The organism is Rhizobium sp. NXC14 (genome assembly GCF_002117485.1).
Classification (GTDB): Bacteria; Pseudomonadota; Alphaproteobacteria; order Rhizobiales; family Rhizobiaceae; genus Rhizobium.
In genome coordinates, this window is sequence record NZ_CP021030.1 from 1,341,146 (window position 1) to 1,355,615 (window position 14,470).

Below are 14,470 nucleotides of genomic sequence, written 5' to 3' on the forward strand. Positions count from 1 at the left end.
ATTCAATAAGGCCGGTGGCAATCGACCGGCTCTCGGTTCTAGCGTGGAGGATGGAAACGTGACAGCGGATTTGCAGGGGAAAGTGGCCTTGGTGGCGGGCGCGACGCGTGGCGCCGGCCGAGGCATTGCGGTGGAACTCGGCGCTGCCGGCGCCACCGTCTATGTGACGGGTCGCACAACACGCGCCGGGCAATCCGAATATATGCGGCCGGAAACTATCGAGGAGACGGCCGAGCTGGTGACGTCGGCTGGCGGCAAGGGCATTGCCGTGCAGGTGGATCATCTCGTTCCGCATGAGGTCGAGGCGCTCGTCGCGCGCATCCGGACGGAAGTCGGCCGGCTCGACATCCTCGTCAATGACATCTGGGGCTGTGAAAAGCTGTTTGAATGGGACAAGGCGGTCTGGGAGCATTCGCTGGACAAGGGCCTGCGCATGCTGCGGCTCGGCATTGAGACGCATTTGATCACCGCCCATTACGCGCTGGCGCTGATGATCGAGCGGCCGGGCGGGCTGCTGGTGGAGGTAACCGACGGCACGGCAGAATACAATGCCACGCATTACCGGCTCTCGCCCTTCTACGACCTCGTCAAGACGGGCGTCACCCGCATGGCCTGGGCGCATGCGCAGGACTTGGCCAAATACGGCGCCACCGCCGTTTCGATCACGCCTGGCTGGCTGCGCTCCGAAATGATGCTGGAGGCCTATGGTGTGGGCGAGGAGAATTGGCGCGACGCGACCAAGGTGCAGCCGCATTTCGCCATTTCCGAAACTCCGCGCTTCATCGGCCGTGCGGTCACGGCGCTGTCAGCCGATCCCGACCGCGCCCGCTGGAACGGCCAGTCGCTGTCGAGCGGCGGGTTGGCCAAGGCCTATGGTTTCGACGACATCGACGGTTCGCGGCCGGATTGCTGGCGCTATCTGGTGGAAGTGCAGGAGCCGGGCAAACCGGCTGACGTGACCGATTACCGGTGAGGCTGACCGCCGCCCTTGGGCGAGCTGCTGCCCTGAGGCGCGGTTTGGGCCGCCGTCTTCATCTGTCCGGCGAAGCTGGTTTCCGGCTTCGTCGCCAGCTTGTCCTTCTTCGGCTTGCGGGCCTCGCGATTGCTTCTCAGCTGTCCTTTTGCCATGGATGGATCTCCCGTTGGACTAGAATTGAAAGCTGTTGGCCGCGCGTTACCCGCCTGCAGAATTTGACCGGCGGCTTGGTTCGGCGTTCGCGCGGCAATCCCTGGATTGCATAGCGGTTGCAGACGGGGGTGACCGGTTTCGGTTGCTTCTTCGGTTTGCCGAAATGGTATTCGAGCGCCCGTAAGAGCATGACCGGCGAGGTGACGCCCTCCTGGAACAGCTTGATCAGCAGCATGGCTGCGGCGTTGCAGGCCTGTTCGTCCTCGACCGGGATTTTTGTTGTATAGCCGGCGGCGTCGAGTACACCCTGAAGCATGTCGAGATCGGATGACGTCAGATAGGGCTTATCGGAAGTGGAAGACATCGACGTCCTCCTTTCGTCGGGGCGGGGGTTATGAAACCCTCAGTCGGCAGCGCCCGTGCGATGGCTGCCGAAGCTGAAACAATGCGCCTTTCGCCGGAGCAACGCAACGGGATTTTCGCGGCTGACAGAGGCTCGGGCGCAGGCACAGCTCGCACCTCCGAGATGCTGGGCATGATGATCATTGCGCCGCCCGACAGGCTAGCTGACGGGCGAGGGCTGTCCTCGGCCCCTCAAGAGCTGCGGCCCCGACGGCCGTTATATTTCGCCTTTGTGGAAATAGGCCTCGAGGCGGTAGCCGTCCGGATCGATGACGAAGGCGGCATAATAGAAGCGGCCGTAATCCGGCCGGATGCCTGGTTCGCCGTTGTCCGTGCCGCCGGAGGCGATCGCAGCCGCATAGAACGCGTCGACCGCGGCCTCGTCCGGCGCGACGAAGCAAAAATGCAGCCCGGACTGCATGTCGGCGACAACGGGGCGCGCAACCTGCATCACCCAGAGGCCGACCTGTTCGGAACCGTAGCCGATCATGCCGTCGGAATTCGACAGGCGCTCATATCCGAGAGGCGCCAGCGCCGCATCGTAGAAGCGGCGGGCTCTTTCGAGATCTTTGACGCCGATGGAGATATGATCGAACATGGACCGCAAACTCCGTTCCCAGGACTGCCGGCAGCATCTTTCAACGGCAGCTCCAAGTCAACGAGAGAACGTGCATCGAACAGGCCCGCCGGATGACCGGCCCTCTTGCGAGGTCAGCCGGGACGCGACCTACTGCAGCTGCGGCTTTTTCAGGAAGCTGTTGCGGTCGGCGGATTTGATCCGCAGCCAGGCCTCCCGTCCGTTGCGCAGAATCCGCATCGGAATCTCGGCGCCGGCTGGGCCGCTGCTCCAGAGCTTGCGGTAGAAATCGGCTAGGCCATCGACCTCTTCGTCGCGGATTTCCGAAATGATATCGCCCTGACGCAGGCCGGCCTCGGCGGCCGGGCCGCCTTCGGCGACGCTCATCACCACCACGCCGCCACTGCTTTCGGCGGAGAATGCGCCGAGCCAGGGCCGCGGCGGCTTGTTGACCTGGCCGCGGTTCAAGAGATCGTCCAGGATAGGCGGCAAAAGATCGATCGGAACGATCATGTTGATATCGGCCACCTCGCCGTCCTGACTCATCTGCAGACGAAGCGAACCGATGCCGAGAAGCTTGCCGTCCGCGCCGATCAGCGCCGCGCCGCCCCATGCGGGATGAGCCGGCGCGGTAAAAATCGCCTCATCCAGCAGATATTCCCAATAACCGGCGAATTCCTGCCGGGCCACGATGTTTGCCTGGACATATTCGCCGATGCCGTCGGCAAGCACGACGGGATCGCCGGGCTTGGCCGCGGCCGCATCGCCGAAATCCACCGCCGGCGCGTTCAGGACGCCGAGCGCCTGCACCAGTCCGAAACCGCTCTCCTGGTCATAGGCAAGCGGATGGGCGGGAACCACCCGGCCGTCCAGGGTCGTCAGCCAGACTTCCTCGGCCTCGGTGATAAGATAACCGATGGTCAGCACCAGCCCATTGTCGCGAATGACCACGCCGCTGCCCTCGCGGACGGTGCCCAGCGTCTCCGCCGTGAAGGCATCTTCCGGAATGGTGGAACGGACGGCCACGACTGACCGCAAGATAGGATCGATATTCATGCTTTCATCCCAATGGGCGCCGCCGCGCAACGCCGAAAGCCGGCACTTCTCCTTCCATAGGTAAGGAGATGAAGGGGCGGCGGCAAGGTTGGAGCGGCGGGAATTTCCGCCACCGCCTCTCCTGGCGTGGAGGAATACCGGAATATGCGGGGGTGGTAGGGCGCTGCGCAACAATATACAGTCAATCAGGGAATCAGACGTGCACGGATCACGACATGAAGGACTGGCATCCCGATCTCAGCCGCAGCAGCAGCCCGCGCTACATGGCGATCGCCGATCTGATCGAAATGGATCTGCGCAGCGGTCACTTGGTAGCAGGTGACCGGCTGCCGCCGCAGCGCGAACTCGCCAAACGGCTGAACGTCGATTTCACCACGGTGGCGAGAGGATATGTCGAGGCGCAGAAGCGCGGCCTCGTTGATTCCCATGTCGGTCGAGGCACTTTCGTCACAGGCGCTGCCGTCAGGCAGCACCAGGACTTAGGCGCCGATTACGCGCCCGATCCCCGCCGTGCGTCGGTTGTCGACTTCTCGATGAACCTACCGCCGGAACCGGACGATCTGGAGTTGATCGCCCGCATGCGTGAAGGCATGTCGGCGGTAGCCGCGAGTCTGATCCCGCTTTTGCGTTATCAAGGCTTCGGCGGCTCGGTCATGGACAAGGAGGCCGCCGCCGCCTGGCTCGGCCGCCGCGGTCTGACGCCCTCGCAGGAGCGGTTCTTCGTCACGCCGGGCGCCCATCCGGCTCTCCTGGCGATCTTCGGCCTGCTGGCCAAGCCCGGCGAGACCGTACTTTCGGAAATCATCACCTATCCCGGGATGCGCTCGATCGCAGCCCAGTTGCGGCTCAATCTTGCCGGCCTTCCGATGGACGGGGATGGAATCCGGCCGGATGCTTTGGCCGCGGCCTGCGAGCGGTTGAAGCCGAAGGCGCTCTATCTCAATCCGACGCTGCAGAACCCGACGACGCTGACGATTCCCGCCGGCCGCCGTGAGGAAATCGCAGCCGTCGCCCGCAAATATCACCTGCCGATCGTCGAGGACGATGCCTACGGCTTCATTCTGCAAGAAGGGCCTGCGCCGATTGCGGCGATGGCGCCCGATCTGACCTGGCATATTGGCGGCCTGGCGAAATGCCTCGGCGCGGGCCTGCGCATTGCCTATGTCGTGGCGCCCGACACCAGGGCGGTGTGGCCCTTCGTCAGCGCCATGCGCGCAAACAATGTCATGGCCTCGCCGTTGAATATGGCACTCGCCACCCGCTGGATCGAGGATGGCACGGCCGATGCGATCCTCCGCTTCATTCGCGCAGAGGCGGGCGCCCGCCAGCAGATGGTCGCCGCCGTTCTGCCCGCCGGCAGCTACCGCGCCGATCCGATCAGCTTCAATATCTGGCTGCCTCTGGCCAACGGCTGGACCCGTTCCACCTTCGGCAGCCATATGCATTCCGCTGGCATCGGCGTGGTGGCAAGCGATGCCTTCACGGTCGAGGGTGCCGCGCCTGAGGCTGTCCGGGTCTGCCTCGGCGGCCCGATTGCACGCCAGAAATTGCAAGGCGCATTGGAGTTCATGGCCCATGCGCTGGAAGGACCGCCGGAGATGGCGGCTTCGTTCTTTTGATCCGGCCGCGTCGCGGCCTCCAGGCCGCTCTTCGAATGGTTTGCGCCCATCTGCGACCGGCCCCTTGATCGTTCGGGGGCTTCTGCGGCAATCTGGCAGATTGATCGGTGTCTTCCGTACAATGTATTTGTATTGAATGCATACATTGCGCGGCATTGAATGAGCCGTGAGATAGGATCAATCATCATGGACACGGAATATCCCCCGCTTCCTCCGATGCAGACCGGCATCAGGGGACGCTGCCCGCGCTGTGGGCAGGGTCATATGTTCAAGGGCTTCCTGACGCTGCAGCCGCAGTGCGAAGCCTGCGGCCTCGATTATTCTTTCGCCGATCCGGCTGACGGCCCGGCCTTCTTCGTCATCTGCTTCGCCTGCATCCCGAGCGTGTTGCTCGGCGTCTGGCTGGAGGTGGCTTTCTCGGCGCCGATCTGGGCGCATCTTCTCGTCACCGGTCCCTTCATGCTCGCCACCTGCATTCCGCCGCTCAGGCCACTGAAAGGCTGGCTGGTCGCCAGCCAGTATTTCTATAAGGCGGAAGAGGGCAAGCTGGCCTGAAGCTGCGGGCTACTTCATCGCGGCGCGCAGGCGCGGCGTCGCGAAATCGATGAGGGCCCGCAGTTTCAGTGGCACCAGCCCCTGCGAGGGATAGACGAGATGCACCGGCGCCGGCTGCGGTTCGAAATCGGCAAGCAGTGGCGCCAGCAGGCCTGCCTTCTCGGCGCGGGCGGCCTGGTAGGAGAGCACGCGGGTGATGCCAAGACCGGCCACGGCGGCATCCACGGCCGCCTCGGCGGTGTTGACGGCAAGTCGTGATCGGATCGGCACAACGAGGTCGCGTTTGCCCTCGACGAATGTCCAGCTTCGCGTCGAGGCCATGCCTTCGAACGTGATGCAGTCATGCACCGAAAGATCGCTGGGGTGGCGGATTGCGCCGTGCCGGGCAACATAATCCGGGTTTGCATAGACCGTGCGGCGGATCGCGCCGAGCCTTGTGGCGATCAGGCTGCTATCGGCCAGATTGCCGATCCTGAGCGCCAGATCGATATGATCCTCGACGAGGTTCGCCAGCCGGTCGCCCAGCATCAGCCTGAGATTGATATCGGGATAGGCCTTCAGAAAATCCACGACGATGGGCAGGACATGCAGCCGACCGAAGACGATCGGCGCCGTCATCGTCAGCTCACCCTTCGGTGCGCGGTATTCGCCGGCCGCCGTCCGCTCCGCCTCTTCCAAGCGGTCGAGAATCTCCCGCGCCGCCTCGACATAGGCGCGGCCGGCCTCCGTCAACCCGATCTTCCGGTTGGTCCGTTGCAAGAGCCGGGCGCCCAGATGTGCTTCGAGCTCCGAAACCTTGCGGCTGACGGTGGCAAGCGGCGAGTGCAGATGCCGCGAGGCGGCCGACAGGCTGCCTTGTTCCACGACGGTGAGAAGCACGGTCATGGCTTCGAGGCGGTCCATCCTATCCTTCCATAAATTGGAAATCTGTCTTTCAGATTAGCATTCTACTCCAACTCAGCGGAAGGCCGTAGATTCGCTGCCGATGGTTCCGAGCAGCCATCGCTAATCGCCTTCGTTGCCAGAGGCCATCATGAAACTCTACCATCACCCGCTATCCGGCCATTCGCATCGTGCCCATCTTTTCCTGTCGCTGCTTGATGTGCCCCATGAACTGTTCGAGGTCGACTTGGCGGCAGGCGCCCACAAGGCGCCGGAGTTCCTCAAGCTCAATCCCTTTGGCCAGGTGCCGGTTCTCGATGACGACGGCACGATCATTGCCGATTCCTCCGCCATCCTCGTCTATCTCTCGCGCAAATACGGCCGCACCGATTGGCTGCCGGAGGAAGCGGTTGCTGCGGCGCGGATACAGAAATGGCTGTCGGTCGCGGCGGGCGAGATTGCCTACGGGCCGTGTGCGGCCCGTCTGGTCACTGTCTTCGGCGCTGATTTCCGTACGGAGGAGGTGATTGCCCGGGGCGCACCGCATCCTCGCACTGGTCGAGGCGGAGCTCGGCGGCGACAGCTTCCTGCTCGGCGACAGGCCGACGATCGCCGACATCGCGCTTTACAGCTACATCGCCAATGCGCCGGAGGGCAATGTCGATATCTCGGCCTATCCGAGCGTCCGCGCATGGCTTGCGCGCATCGAGGCGCTGCCGGGTTTCGTCGGCTTTCGGAAGACGAAGATCGGCCTTGCCGCATGAACAGTCGCCGGGGCGGATTGCCGTCCCGGCTTCCCGATGATCCCACAAGGAGGCCATGATGCTGAATGAGACAGGACAGGGTGCCGCATCGCCCTGGCATGAGGGCGAACTTGCCATGCAGCGCAGTATCGGCGTCGTCGACCGCATGGACGGGCCAGGGCGCAATTTCATTCGCAAGGCCATGCCCGAACAGCACCGCGCCTTCTTTCCGATGCTGCCTTTCGTCGTGCTCGGCGCGGTCGACGCCAAGGGCGATGTCTGGGCAACTGTGCGGGCGGGGCGCCCGGGATTCATGTCCTCACCGGTGCCGGAGGCTCTCGACGTGGATCTGCGCCGCGACCCGGACGATCCTGCCGACGCAGGCATGGAAGATGGAGACGCGATCGCGCTGCTCGGCATCCAGCTCGAGACCCGCAGGCGCAATCGGCTGAACGGCGTGATCCGCAGGACCGATGCCGAGGCTTTCCGCCTGCGGGTCGGCCAGAGCTTCGGCAACTGTCCGCAATATATCCAGCCGCGCTCAGCCGTCTTTGTCCGCGATCCCGATAAGCCCACCTCGATGCGGCCGCTTCACTCCGTCAGCCTCGACGACCGGGCGCGGCGGATGATCGGGAGCGCCGATACGTTTTTCGTCGCCTCCTATGTCGATCGTGAGAATGGTGAGCGGCAGGTGGATGTCTCCCATCGCGGCGGCAATGCCGGCTTCGTGCGGCTCGGTACCGACGGCGTGCTGACCATCCCCGATTTTCCCGGCAACCGGTTCTTCAACACGCTCGGCAATCTTCTCGTTAATCCGACGGCCGGGCTGGTCTTCGTCGATTTCGAAACCGGCGATATGCTGCAGATCACCGGAAGGGCCGAAATATTGCTGTCTTCGCCTGAACTCGCCAGCTTTGAAAGGGCCGAAAGGCTGTGGCGTTTTAAGCCCGAGAGCATCGTGCTTCGCCCGGATGCCCTGCCGTTGCGCTGGAGCCGCAATCTCAACCGAGCAGAAGGTAGGTGAGCATGATGCTCGCTGATGTTTTTACCAATCGCTACAGTCACGACAACTCAATACAGGAGAAAGATGATGTCCAGCCTCGTCCCGCCCTTCACCCTCGAGACCGCCACCCGGAAGGTTCGTCTCGCTGAGGACGGCTGGAACAGTCGAGATCCCGAGCGCGTCTCGCTCGTCTATACGCCGGATAGTCGCTGGCGCAACCGCGCCGAATTCATCAACGGCCGCGCCGAGATCGTCGCTTTCCTCACCCGCAAATGGGCCAAGGAGCTGGATTACCGGCTGATCAAGGAAATCTGGGCCTTTACCGACAATCGCATCGCCGTCCGCTTTGCCTATGAATGGCACGATGACAGCGGCAACTGGTTCCGCTCTTACGGCAATGAGAATTGGGAATTCGACGCGGCGGGCTTGATGCAGCGCCGTTTTGCCTGCATCAACGATCTGCCGATCCGGGAAACGCAGCGCAAATACCACTGGCCGCTCGGCCGGCGGCCGGATGACCACCCCGGCCTAACCGAGCTCGGTCTTTAAATCGCGTCGCAGGCGATATCGGCCGCTGTGGCATGACGACGCCCGTCAGGCGATCGCGGCAATGTGGGACAATGTGAATGATTACTTCCGCGCCGGGGGCCGCATCTGCCTCGTCGGCGCCTTCGCGCTCCACGACACCCGTGAGCGGTTTTTCTCGGCGATCGCTGGTTATTTCATCCGCTGGATCGATGCATTGCGTTCGGCCCTCATGCGGGCCGGCTGTGCTGATGCGCAGACGCTGGCTGAGGAAGGCGTCTGCCGCATTCAGGGTGCTCTGGTTCTAATGGCGCGCACTTAGGAACAGAGCCTCTTCACCCGGTCACTGGAAACCGGCTTGAGGCCGCAGCGCAATAAGGCCGGGCCTTACATCCGCACCGCTTTGCTGTATTTCTCAGCGCTGCTGTTGAGGCTGCTGGCTCGGACGGGTATTCTCGCGCTCAGGGCGAATCTGGCGCCACTCATTTTCCATCTGGTCGAGGACATGCTGGGGAATGGTGGGGTGTGTGTTGGCGGGCGCCTGCATCGGAAGTCTCCTCTTGTGGTGGTAAGGCTTCAGGGCAAGAAAATGCATCGCATAAGCCAAAAGGAATGTAAATCAGGGGCTTAGGCACTTAAAACGATTAAGTTTATTTTAATCGATTAAGACGATTTTAACCGTAACATTTACGGGAAGCGCGGAATGGTTGTCCACATGGACCGTGTATTCTTTTTTGATGCGGTGCGCAGAGAGCTTTTCAAAGGCGGGCTGACTCAGCCTCAGGTGGTGGGCATGACGGCGATTCTCGACGCCTGGGAAAAGCGGTTCACCCAGGCCGATCGCCGATGGCTCGCCTATATCCTTGCCACAGCTTATCATGAAACCGCCTATACGATGCAGCCGGTGCGCGAGACGCTGGCCGAAAGCGATCTGCGCGCCGTCGAGATCCTGGAGACTGCCTTTGCCGCGGGCCGGCTCTCCTGGGTGAAGACGCCCTATTGGCGGCCGGACGAGGACGGCCGCTGCTGGCTCGGGCGCGGACTGGTGCAGCTCACTCATAAGCGCAATTACGAGGCGATGAGCGCGCTGACCGGCATCGATCTCGTCGCCGATCCCGATCGGGCAATGGAGATGGATGCGGCGGTGACGATCCTGATCGAAGGCATGCTGCAGGGCAGCTTTACCGGTCACAAACTTGCCGATCACCTGAATGCGACGACCGAGGATTGGGTCAATGCGCGCCGCATCGTCAACGGCACCGACCGGGCCGAGAAGCTTGCGGGTTACGCCATGGCCTTCCATGCGGCACTGCGTCCGGATGCCGCGCAGGACCGGCCGCGCAGTTGAAGGCCTGCGGCGCGCGTGTTATCGCGCCGGCCAACCCTCTGGAATCTGAAAGGAGCTTCCGCGTGATCCGCCATATCGTCTTCTTCACCGTGCAGGAGGAACATCTGGAGGAGGTGAGGGCGGGACTTTCGATCCTGACCGGCATTCCGCACGCGCGACTGCTGGAAATCGGCACGAACGTGAAGACCGATCAGCTGGGCACCGAGATCGATCTTGTGGTCTATGGCGAATTCGATGATGCGGCGGCTCTCGCCGCTTACAAGGCGCACCCCGATTATCAGCGCTCGATCGAGCGCGTCCGCCCGCTCCGGGAAAAACGCATCGCTGCTGATTACGACAGCCGCACGGCCGTGACGCAGCCGCTCTGAACTCGCAATCGATTGGCTCGAGCCGGGCAGTCCTTAAGCTTCGATTGGCTGAGCAATCTTCTGGAGTCGAATCGCACAGTTGAATAAACTTCTGAGCCACTGAAGGCGCCTTTTAGAAAAGCCGCGGCAAGCGATTCACAAGATTCGCAAAATCCGCCTGCCTACGAGGTGGCGGGGCTCGGCTGCGATGACTGCGCGCCGCGCACCAGCGTCATCAGCATCATCACGAAAGCCAGCGACAATGCCGCAAGCACGGCGGCGGCGAAGAGCGCCGGGCTGGTACCGGCGCGATCGAGGATGGCGGTGAAGACGACGGGAGCGACGGCATTGGCAAGGTTTTGCGGCAGCGACAATCGGGCCGACTGCAGGCCGAATTCGCGCGGCGAAAACAGGGCCAGCGGCAGAAGCGCGCGGGCGACGGTCATCACGCCGGCGCCGAAGCCGTAGAACAGGATGAAGGTGACGAGCAGCGGCGTCGAAGGACTGGCGACCAGCATCACCAGGAAGCCCGTCAGCATCAGCCCGATGCCAGTAGCGGCGCTGAGGATCGGATTACCGCGCCGGCCGAGCAGCATGTCGAGGAACCGTGCCGAGATGCCGAGAATGCCGCGGGCCGAGCCGAGTTGCAGCGCGAAAGCCGGCGAGGCGCCGGACCGGCGGAAGATCTCCAGCAGCGATGGCGAGATGCCGAAGGTGATGAAGGTGGTGATGGTCGTCGAGGCGGCGATCAGCAGAAAGGCTCTGCGCCGCGCCGCCTTCGACAGCGTCACCGGGGCGATGTCGGCCGCGCCGCCGCCGACCTGGGCGGCGATCGGGCTGGGCAGGGCGAAAAGATGCAGCGGCAGGCATAGGAACAATTGTAGCGCCGCGCAGATGAGGAAGGTCAGGCGCCACCCGAAGGTGTCGTTGAGCAGGCTGAGGATCGGCCAGAAGACAGCGCTCGAGAGCCCGGTGAACAGCATCAGGACGGCGATGACGCGCTTGCCGTTCATCCCTTCGCGCTCCACGACTGCAGTGTAGGCGGGCGCCGACAGGCCAAGCGCGCCGCCGACGCCGATCACCATCCAGGCGGCGGCATAGAGAATGACGCCGTTTGCGCCGGCAAGCAGAGAGAGGCCGAGCGCAAAGGTCACAGAAGCCGCCGAAAGCACCCGGGCGGCGCCATAGTGGGCAAGGCAGCGACCGGTCACCGGACCGAGGATCGCACTGACCATCATCATGATCGTCAGGCCGGCGAACGCCACCTCGTTCGCCATGCCGAGATCGGCCGCCACGATGCGGCCCATGACTCCGAGCATGTCGAAGGTCGTGCCCCAGCCGATCAGCTGGGTGACGGCGAGGACGATGACCGTCTGCGCCGAGCGGAAGCGAAAGGAAATGGGCATCGGTGCTGAAACGGCCTGAAACGGGAGCAACCAAGCCATAACAGTTTCGATCCCCCGGTGAAAGCAGCCGCCGTCGATTCGGATTGCAGCCCGGCGCTTTTTCTCCAGCCGGAAATAGAGATCGGCCGGTACAATTTCAGGACGACCTGCTGCGCACGGAAATCGGCGATATCGACCGCCTTGCCGCCGCTTTCCCGGCAACGCTGTGGCCCAATCGCCGACCACCGGTCGGCTTGCCCGCGGCGCGATGGCAAAGGCATTGATCCCATCTGGCGAGGTTCATTTGGGGAGCGGAGAAAGCGCCGCCTCTGCCTGCTGCGAGCGTGGTTTCCGATCGCAGGAATCGTTTTTGTCGAACAGGCGAGAATGGTTCTAAACGCCCTGTATTACAGCGCATTCATTTGCCATTCAGGTCGCGTGGGTACATATTCGCAGCAAGTTGGAATTACCTTGAAAGCGTAAGACATGGCCTTTCCTCTGAGCGTCGCAGTAGTGGCCGCCGGACTGGTGGCATCGGCGCCCTCACCGGACGGCGCGGGCACCCTCGTCCTGCGCGTGGCTGGCGATTGCAGCGCCGCCGCAGCCCAGGTCGTCGAACAGACGGGCGGGCAGCTCCTATCCGTGCAACCGGTGGGCGATAGCTGCATCATTACCGTTCTCGTGTCGGGCAATGGCCAGCGTCCACGCAAGGTAACGGTAAAGGTTCCGATGTAAGCGGAATCGGTCTATTCAAACACGATCGATTTGAAGCGGACGAAGGCGGACCGATGCGCATCCTGGTAATCGAAGACGACGTCAACTTGAACCGGCAGCTGACCGACACATTGAAGGAGGCGGGCTATGTCGTCGACCAGGCGTTCGACGGCGAAGAGGGCCATTTCCTCGGCGACACCGAACCCTATGACGCCATCATTCTCGATATCGGCCTGCCGGAGATGGACGGTGTGACGGTGCTGGAAAAATGGCGCGGCGCCGGCCGCGGCATGCCGGTCTTGATCCTGACGGCGCGCGACCGTTGGAGCGACAAGGTCGCTGGCATCGACGCCGGCGCCGACGACTATGTCACCAAGCCCTTCCATGTCGAGGAAGTTCTGGCGCGCATTCGAGCCTTGATCAGGCGCGCCGCCGGCCACGCATCCTCGGAGATCGTCTGCGGGCCGGTGCGGCTCGACACCAAATCCTCGAAGGCCACGGTCAACGGCACGACGCTGAAGCTGACCTCGCACGAATATCGCCTGCTGGCCTATCTCATGCATCACATGGGCGAGGTCGTCTCGCGCACCGAGCTCGTCGAGCACATGTACGATCAGGATTTCGACCGCGATTCCAACACGATCGAGGTCTTTGTCGGCCGTCTGCGCAAGAAGATGGGCGTCGATCTGATCGAAACGGTGCGCGGTCTCGGCTACCGCATCCAAGCGCCGAAACATGCGAATTAAGTCGCTCACCGCACGCGTGTTGCTGCTGACCACGGTCTGGTCGACGGTGGCGCTGGTGGTGATCGGCCTGCTGATCTCGACGCTCTACCGTAAGAGCGCCGAACGCGGTTTTCAGGATCTGCTGCGGGCGCAGCTCTACAACGTCATCAATTCGGTGACGATCGGCGATCAGGGGGCGTTGAGCGGCAGCCCGCAGCTCGGCGACCTGCGTTTCGCCCAGCCCAAGACCGGCTGGTATTGGGTAGTCGAGCCGCTCGGCACTTATACCACCGCGCCGCTGGTCTCGCCCTCTCTCGGCTCGGCGCTCATTCCGGTACCCTCCGTCGTCGAGGCGCCTTTCGACAAGAATTATGAGCGCTACTACCAGGTGACGGATGCCTCCGGCAACCGCGTGCAGGTGGCCGAAACCGAAGTGGTGCTCGACACGGACGGGCGAGCGGCGCGCTTCCGCGTCACCGGCAATGTCGACGTCGTCGAGGACGATGTCCGCACCTTTTCCCACAGCCTCTATCTGGCGCTTGCCGGTTTCGGCGTCGGCAGCCTGATCGTCAATGCGCTGGCGATTCTCTATGGCCTGAAGCCGCTCGACAAGGCGCGCGCCGCGTTGGAGCGCATCCGCGCCGGCGAGAGCGAGCAGCTGAAGGGCGACTTCCCGCGCGAAATCCTGCCGCTCGCCAACGAGGTGAACGCGCTGATCGACAGCAACCGCCGCATCGTCGAGCGGGCGCGCATGCAGGTCGGCAATCTCGCCCATTCGCTGAAGACGCCGATTGCGGTTCTCCTCAACGAGGCACGCGTCCTGGAAAAGTCTCATGGCGAACTGGTGCGCAGCCAAGCGGAATCGATGCAGGGGCAGGTGCAATCCTATCTCAACCGGGCCCGCATCGCCGCCCAGCGCGAATCCGTGCTCGCCCGCACCGATGCCGAACCGGCGCTGGAGCGGCTGGTGCGCGTCATGCGCCGGCTGAACGTCGATACCGAATTCGATCTTGTCGTGTCGCCGCCGCATCTTGCCGTTGCCATGGAACAGCAGGATCTCGAGGAAACCGTCGGCAATCTCCTGGAAAATGCGGCGCGTTTCGCCAAGAGCAGGGTGCGGCTTTCGGCCGTCGAGGCTGGCGAGGACGTGAAAGGGGCGGAGGCGAGCGCCCGCCGGCGCTGGGTGGAGCTTGCCGTCGAGGATGACGGCCCCGGCCTTGAGCCCGACCAGATCCGCGAGGCGCTGAAGCGTGGCCGCAGGCTCGACGAAAGCAAGCCTGGAACCGGCTTGGGCCTTTCGATCGTCACCGAGATTTCCAACGAATACCAGGGAAGGCTCGAACTGTCCCGCGGCGAATGGGGCGGGCTGAAGGCGAAGCTTATCCTGCCCGGCGTCACAAAGGATGTTGCATGACCAACTGCTTGATGTCACAAGGATAGTGGCAAATGTATAGCATGCT

General features: G+C 63.1%; 16 protein-coding genes and 3 pseudogenes. 12 read left to right on the forward strand and 7 right to left on the reverse strand.

Annotated features, from left to right (window positions below):
- Positions 1–58: 58 nt before the first annotated feature.
- Positions 59–973 carry an SDR family oxidoreductase gene (locus tag NXC14_RS06645; RefSeq protein ID WP_085777492.1) on the forward strand — a complete coding sequence of 305 codons (915 nt, stop codon included), beginning with the start codon at positions 59–61 and terminating at the stop codon, positions 971–973.
- Here the strand turns inward: NXC14_RS06645 and NXC14_RS32915 are convergent.
- From NXC14_RS32915 to NXC14_RS06660, 4 genes are all read right to left on the reverse strand, one after another.
- Positions 964–1,128, reverse strand: coding sequence for a hypothetical protein (locus NXC14_RS32915; RefSeq protein WP_176536308.1), 165 nt, complete (start codon positions 1,126–1,128; stop codon positions 964–966). The genes NXC14_RS06645 and NXC14_RS32915 overlap by 10 nt on opposite strands.
- Positions 1,110–1,493 carry a hypothetical protein gene (locus NXC14_RS06650; protein ID WP_245362138.1) on the reverse strand — a complete coding sequence of 128 codons (384 nt, stop codon included), beginning with the start codon at positions 1,491–1,493 and terminating at the stop codon, positions 1,110–1,112. The genes NXC14_RS32915 and NXC14_RS06650 overlap by 19 nt, the downstream gene beginning before the upstream one ends.
- 255 nt (positions 1,494–1,748) lie before the next feature.
- On the reverse strand, positions 1,749–2,129 hold the full coding sequence (locus NXC14_RS06655) for a VOC family protein (RefSeq protein WP_085777493.1): 381 nt from the start codon (positions 2,127–2,129) through the stop codon (positions 1,749–1,751).
- Positions 2,130–2,258: 129 nt separating this feature from the next.
- Positions 2,259–3,164, reverse strand: a complete 906-nt coding sequence (locus NXC14_RS06660; RefSeq protein ID WP_085780016.1) for a S1C family serine protease — start codon at positions 3,162–3,164, stop codon at positions 2,259–2,261.
- A gap of 215 nt (positions 3,165–3,379) precedes the next feature.
- Here NXC14_RS06660 and NXC14_RS06665 point away from each other — a divergent pair, with 215 nt between their 5' ends.
- Both NXC14_RS06665 and NXC14_RS06670 read left to right on the forward strand, forming a co-directional pair.
- Positions 3,380–4,783: a PLP-dependent aminotransferase family protein gene (locus tag NXC14_RS06665; protein ID WP_085777494.1), complete on the forward strand. Its 1,404-nt coding sequence runs from the start codon at positions 3,380–3,382 to the stop codon at positions 4,781–4,783.
- A gap of 186 nt (positions 4,784–4,969) precedes the next feature.
- Positions 4,970–5,338 carry a DUF983 domain-containing protein gene (locus NXC14_RS06670; RefSeq protein ID WP_085777495.1) on the forward strand — a complete coding sequence of 123 codons (369 nt, stop codon included), beginning with the start codon at positions 4,970–4,972 and terminating at the stop codon, positions 5,336–5,338.
- A gap of 9 nt (positions 5,339–5,347) precedes the next feature.
- On the opposite strand, the gene NXC14_RS06675 is transcribed toward NXC14_RS06670, so the two are convergent.
- Positions 5,348–6,241: a LysR family transcriptional regulator gene (locus NXC14_RS06675; protein ID WP_085777496.1), complete on the reverse strand. Its 894-nt coding sequence runs from the start codon at positions 6,239–6,241 to the stop codon at positions 5,348–5,350.
- 130 nt (positions 6,242–6,371) lie between these two features.
- On the opposite strand from NXC14_RS06675, the pseudogene NXC14_RS06680 reads away from it, so the two are divergent.
- From NXC14_RS06680 to NXC14_RS06695, 4 genes and pseudogenes are all read left to right on the forward strand, one after another.
- A pseudogene (locus tag NXC14_RS06680) lies at positions 6,372–6,984 on the forward strand (glutathione S-transferase).
- A 58-nt stretch (positions 6,985–7,042) separates the two neighbouring features.
- A complete protein-coding gene (locus NXC14_RS06685) occupies positions 7,043–7,987 on the forward strand; it encodes a pyridoxamine 5'-phosphate oxidase family protein (protein WP_085780017.1) in 945 nt (314 codons plus the stop codon).
- A gap of 66 nt (positions 7,988–8,053) precedes the next feature.
- Entirely contained in the window at positions 8,054–8,515 is a 462-nt protein-coding gene (locus NXC14_RS06690; protein WP_085777497.1) for a nuclear transport factor 2 family protein, read from the forward strand.
- A 16-nt stretch (positions 8,516–8,531) separates the two neighbouring features.
- Positions 8,532–8,810 (forward strand): annotated as a pseudogene (locus tag NXC14_RS06695) (TetR/AcrR family transcriptional regulator); the annotation flags it as partial.
- Between the two features lie 96 nt (positions 8,811–8,906).
- Here NXC14_RS06695 and NXC14_RS33850 read toward each other — a convergent pair.
- Positions 8,907–9,038 carry a hypothetical protein gene (locus NXC14_RS33850; RefSeq protein ID WP_281064525.1) on the reverse strand — a complete coding sequence of 44 codons (132 nt, stop codon included), beginning with the start codon at positions 9,036–9,038 and terminating at the stop codon, positions 8,907–8,909.
- A gap of 156 nt (positions 9,039–9,194) precedes the next feature.
- On the opposite strand from NXC14_RS33850, the pseudogene NXC14_RS06700 reads away from it, so the two are divergent.
- Together NXC14_RS06700 and NXC14_RS06705 are read left to right on the forward strand one after the other, a co-directional pair.
- Positions 9,195–9,865 (forward strand): annotated as a pseudogene (locus NXC14_RS06700) (hypothetical protein); the annotation flags it as partial.
- Between the two features lie 36 nt (positions 9,866–9,901).
- Complete coding sequence (locus NXC14_RS06705; RefSeq protein ID WP_085780018.1) at positions 9,902–10,207, forward strand: Dabb family protein; 306 nt, start codon at positions 9,902–9,904, stop codon at positions 10,205–10,207.
- Between the two features lie 161 nt (positions 10,208–10,368).
- On the opposite strand, the gene NXC14_RS06710 is transcribed toward NXC14_RS06705, so the two are convergent.
- Positions 10,369–11,592 carry an MFS transporter gene (locus NXC14_RS06710; RefSeq protein ID WP_085780019.1) on the reverse strand — a complete coding sequence of 408 codons (1,224 nt, stop codon included), beginning with the start codon at positions 11,590–11,592 and terminating at the stop codon, positions 10,369–10,371.
- Between the two features lie 465 nt (positions 11,593–12,057).
- Between NXC14_RS06710 and NXC14_RS06715 the strand changes: the two genes are divergently transcribed.
- Genes NXC14_RS06715 through NXC14_RS06725 form a run of 3 tightly spaced genes read left to right on the forward strand, consistent with a single transcriptional unit; the run spans position 12,058 to position 14,424 of the window.
- On the forward strand, positions 12,058–12,306 hold the full coding sequence (locus NXC14_RS06715) for a hypothetical protein (RefSeq protein ID WP_085777498.1): 249 nt from the start codon (positions 12,058–12,060) through the stop codon (positions 12,304–12,306).
- Between the two features lie 53 nt (positions 12,307–12,359).
- Positions 12,360–13,031: a response regulator transcription factor gene (locus NXC14_RS06720; RefSeq protein WP_085777499.1), complete on the forward strand. Its 672-nt coding sequence runs from the start codon at positions 12,360–12,362 to the stop codon at positions 13,029–13,031.
- The gene (locus NXC14_RS06725) at positions 13,021–14,424 is read left to right on the forward strand and encodes a HAMP domain-containing sensor histidine kinase (RefSeq protein WP_064706664.1); all 1,404 of its coding nucleotides are present in this window, start codon (positions 13,021–13,023) and stop codon (positions 14,422–14,424) included. The genes NXC14_RS06720 and NXC14_RS06725 overlap by 11 nt, the downstream gene beginning before the upstream one ends.
- The last annotated feature ends 46 nt before the right edge of the window (positions 14,425–14,470 follow it).

What these genes read in the sequence shown, in the direction of transcription:
- NXC14_RS06720 (WP_085777499.1), top strand. Translation starts at nt 12,360, where the DNA reads ATGCGCATCCTGGTAATCGAAGACGACGTCAACTTGAACCGGCAGCTG.
- NXC14_RS06650 (WP_245362138.1), bottom strand. Translation starts at nt 1,493, where the DNA reads ATGTCTTCCACTTCCGATAAGCCCTATCTGACGTCATCCGATCTCGAC.
- NXC14_RS32915 (WP_176536308.1), bottom strand. Translation starts at nt 1,128, where the DNA reads ATGGCAAAAGGACAGCTGAGAAGCAATCGCGAGGCCCGCAAGCCGAAG.
- NXC14_RS06675 (WP_085777496.1), bottom strand. Translation starts at nt 6,241, where the DNA reads ATGGACCGCCTCGAAGCCATGACCGTGCTTCTCACCGTCGTGGAACAA.
- NXC14_RS06660 (WP_085780016.1), bottom strand. Translation starts at nt 3,164, where the DNA reads ATGAATATCGATCCTATCTTGCGGTCAGTCGTGGCCGTCCGTTCCACC.
- NXC14_RS06710 (WP_085780019.1), bottom strand. Translation starts at nt 11,592, where the DNA reads ATGCCCATTTCCTTTCGCTTCCGCTCGGCGCAGACGGTCATCGTCCTC.
- NXC14_RS06685 (WP_085780017.1), top strand. Translation starts at nt 7,043, where the DNA reads ATGCTGAATGAGACAGGACAGGGTGCCGCATCGCCCTGGCATGAGGGC.
- NXC14_RS06725 (WP_064706664.1), top strand. Translation starts at nt 13,021, where the DNA reads ATGCGAATTAAGTCGCTCACCGCACGCGTGTTGCTGCTGACCACGGTC.
- NXC14_RS33850 (WP_281064525.1), bottom strand. Translation starts at nt 9,038, where the DNA reads ATGCAGGCGCCCGCCAACACACACCCCACCATTCCCCAGCATGTCCTC.
- NXC14_RS06670 (WP_085777495.1), top strand. Translation starts at nt 4,970, where the DNA reads ATGGACACGGAATATCCCCCGCTTCCTCCGATGCAGACCGGCATCAGG.
- NXC14_RS06690 (WP_085777497.1), top strand. Translation starts at nt 8,054, where the DNA reads ATGTCCAGCCTCGTCCCGCCCTTCACCCTCGAGACCGCCACCCGGAAG.
- NXC14_RS06655 (WP_085777493.1), bottom strand. Translation starts at nt 2,129, where the DNA reads ATGTTCGATCATATCTCCATCGGCGTCAAAGATCTCGAAAGAGCCCGC.
- NXC14_RS06665 (WP_085777494.1), top strand. Translation starts at nt 3,380, where the DNA reads ATGAAGGACTGGCATCCCGATCTCAGCCGCAGCAGCAGCCCGCGCTAC.
- NXC14_RS06715 (WP_085777498.1), top strand. Translation starts at nt 12,058, where the DNA reads ATGGCCTTTCCTCTGAGCGTCGCAGTAGTGGCCGCCGGACTGGTGGCA.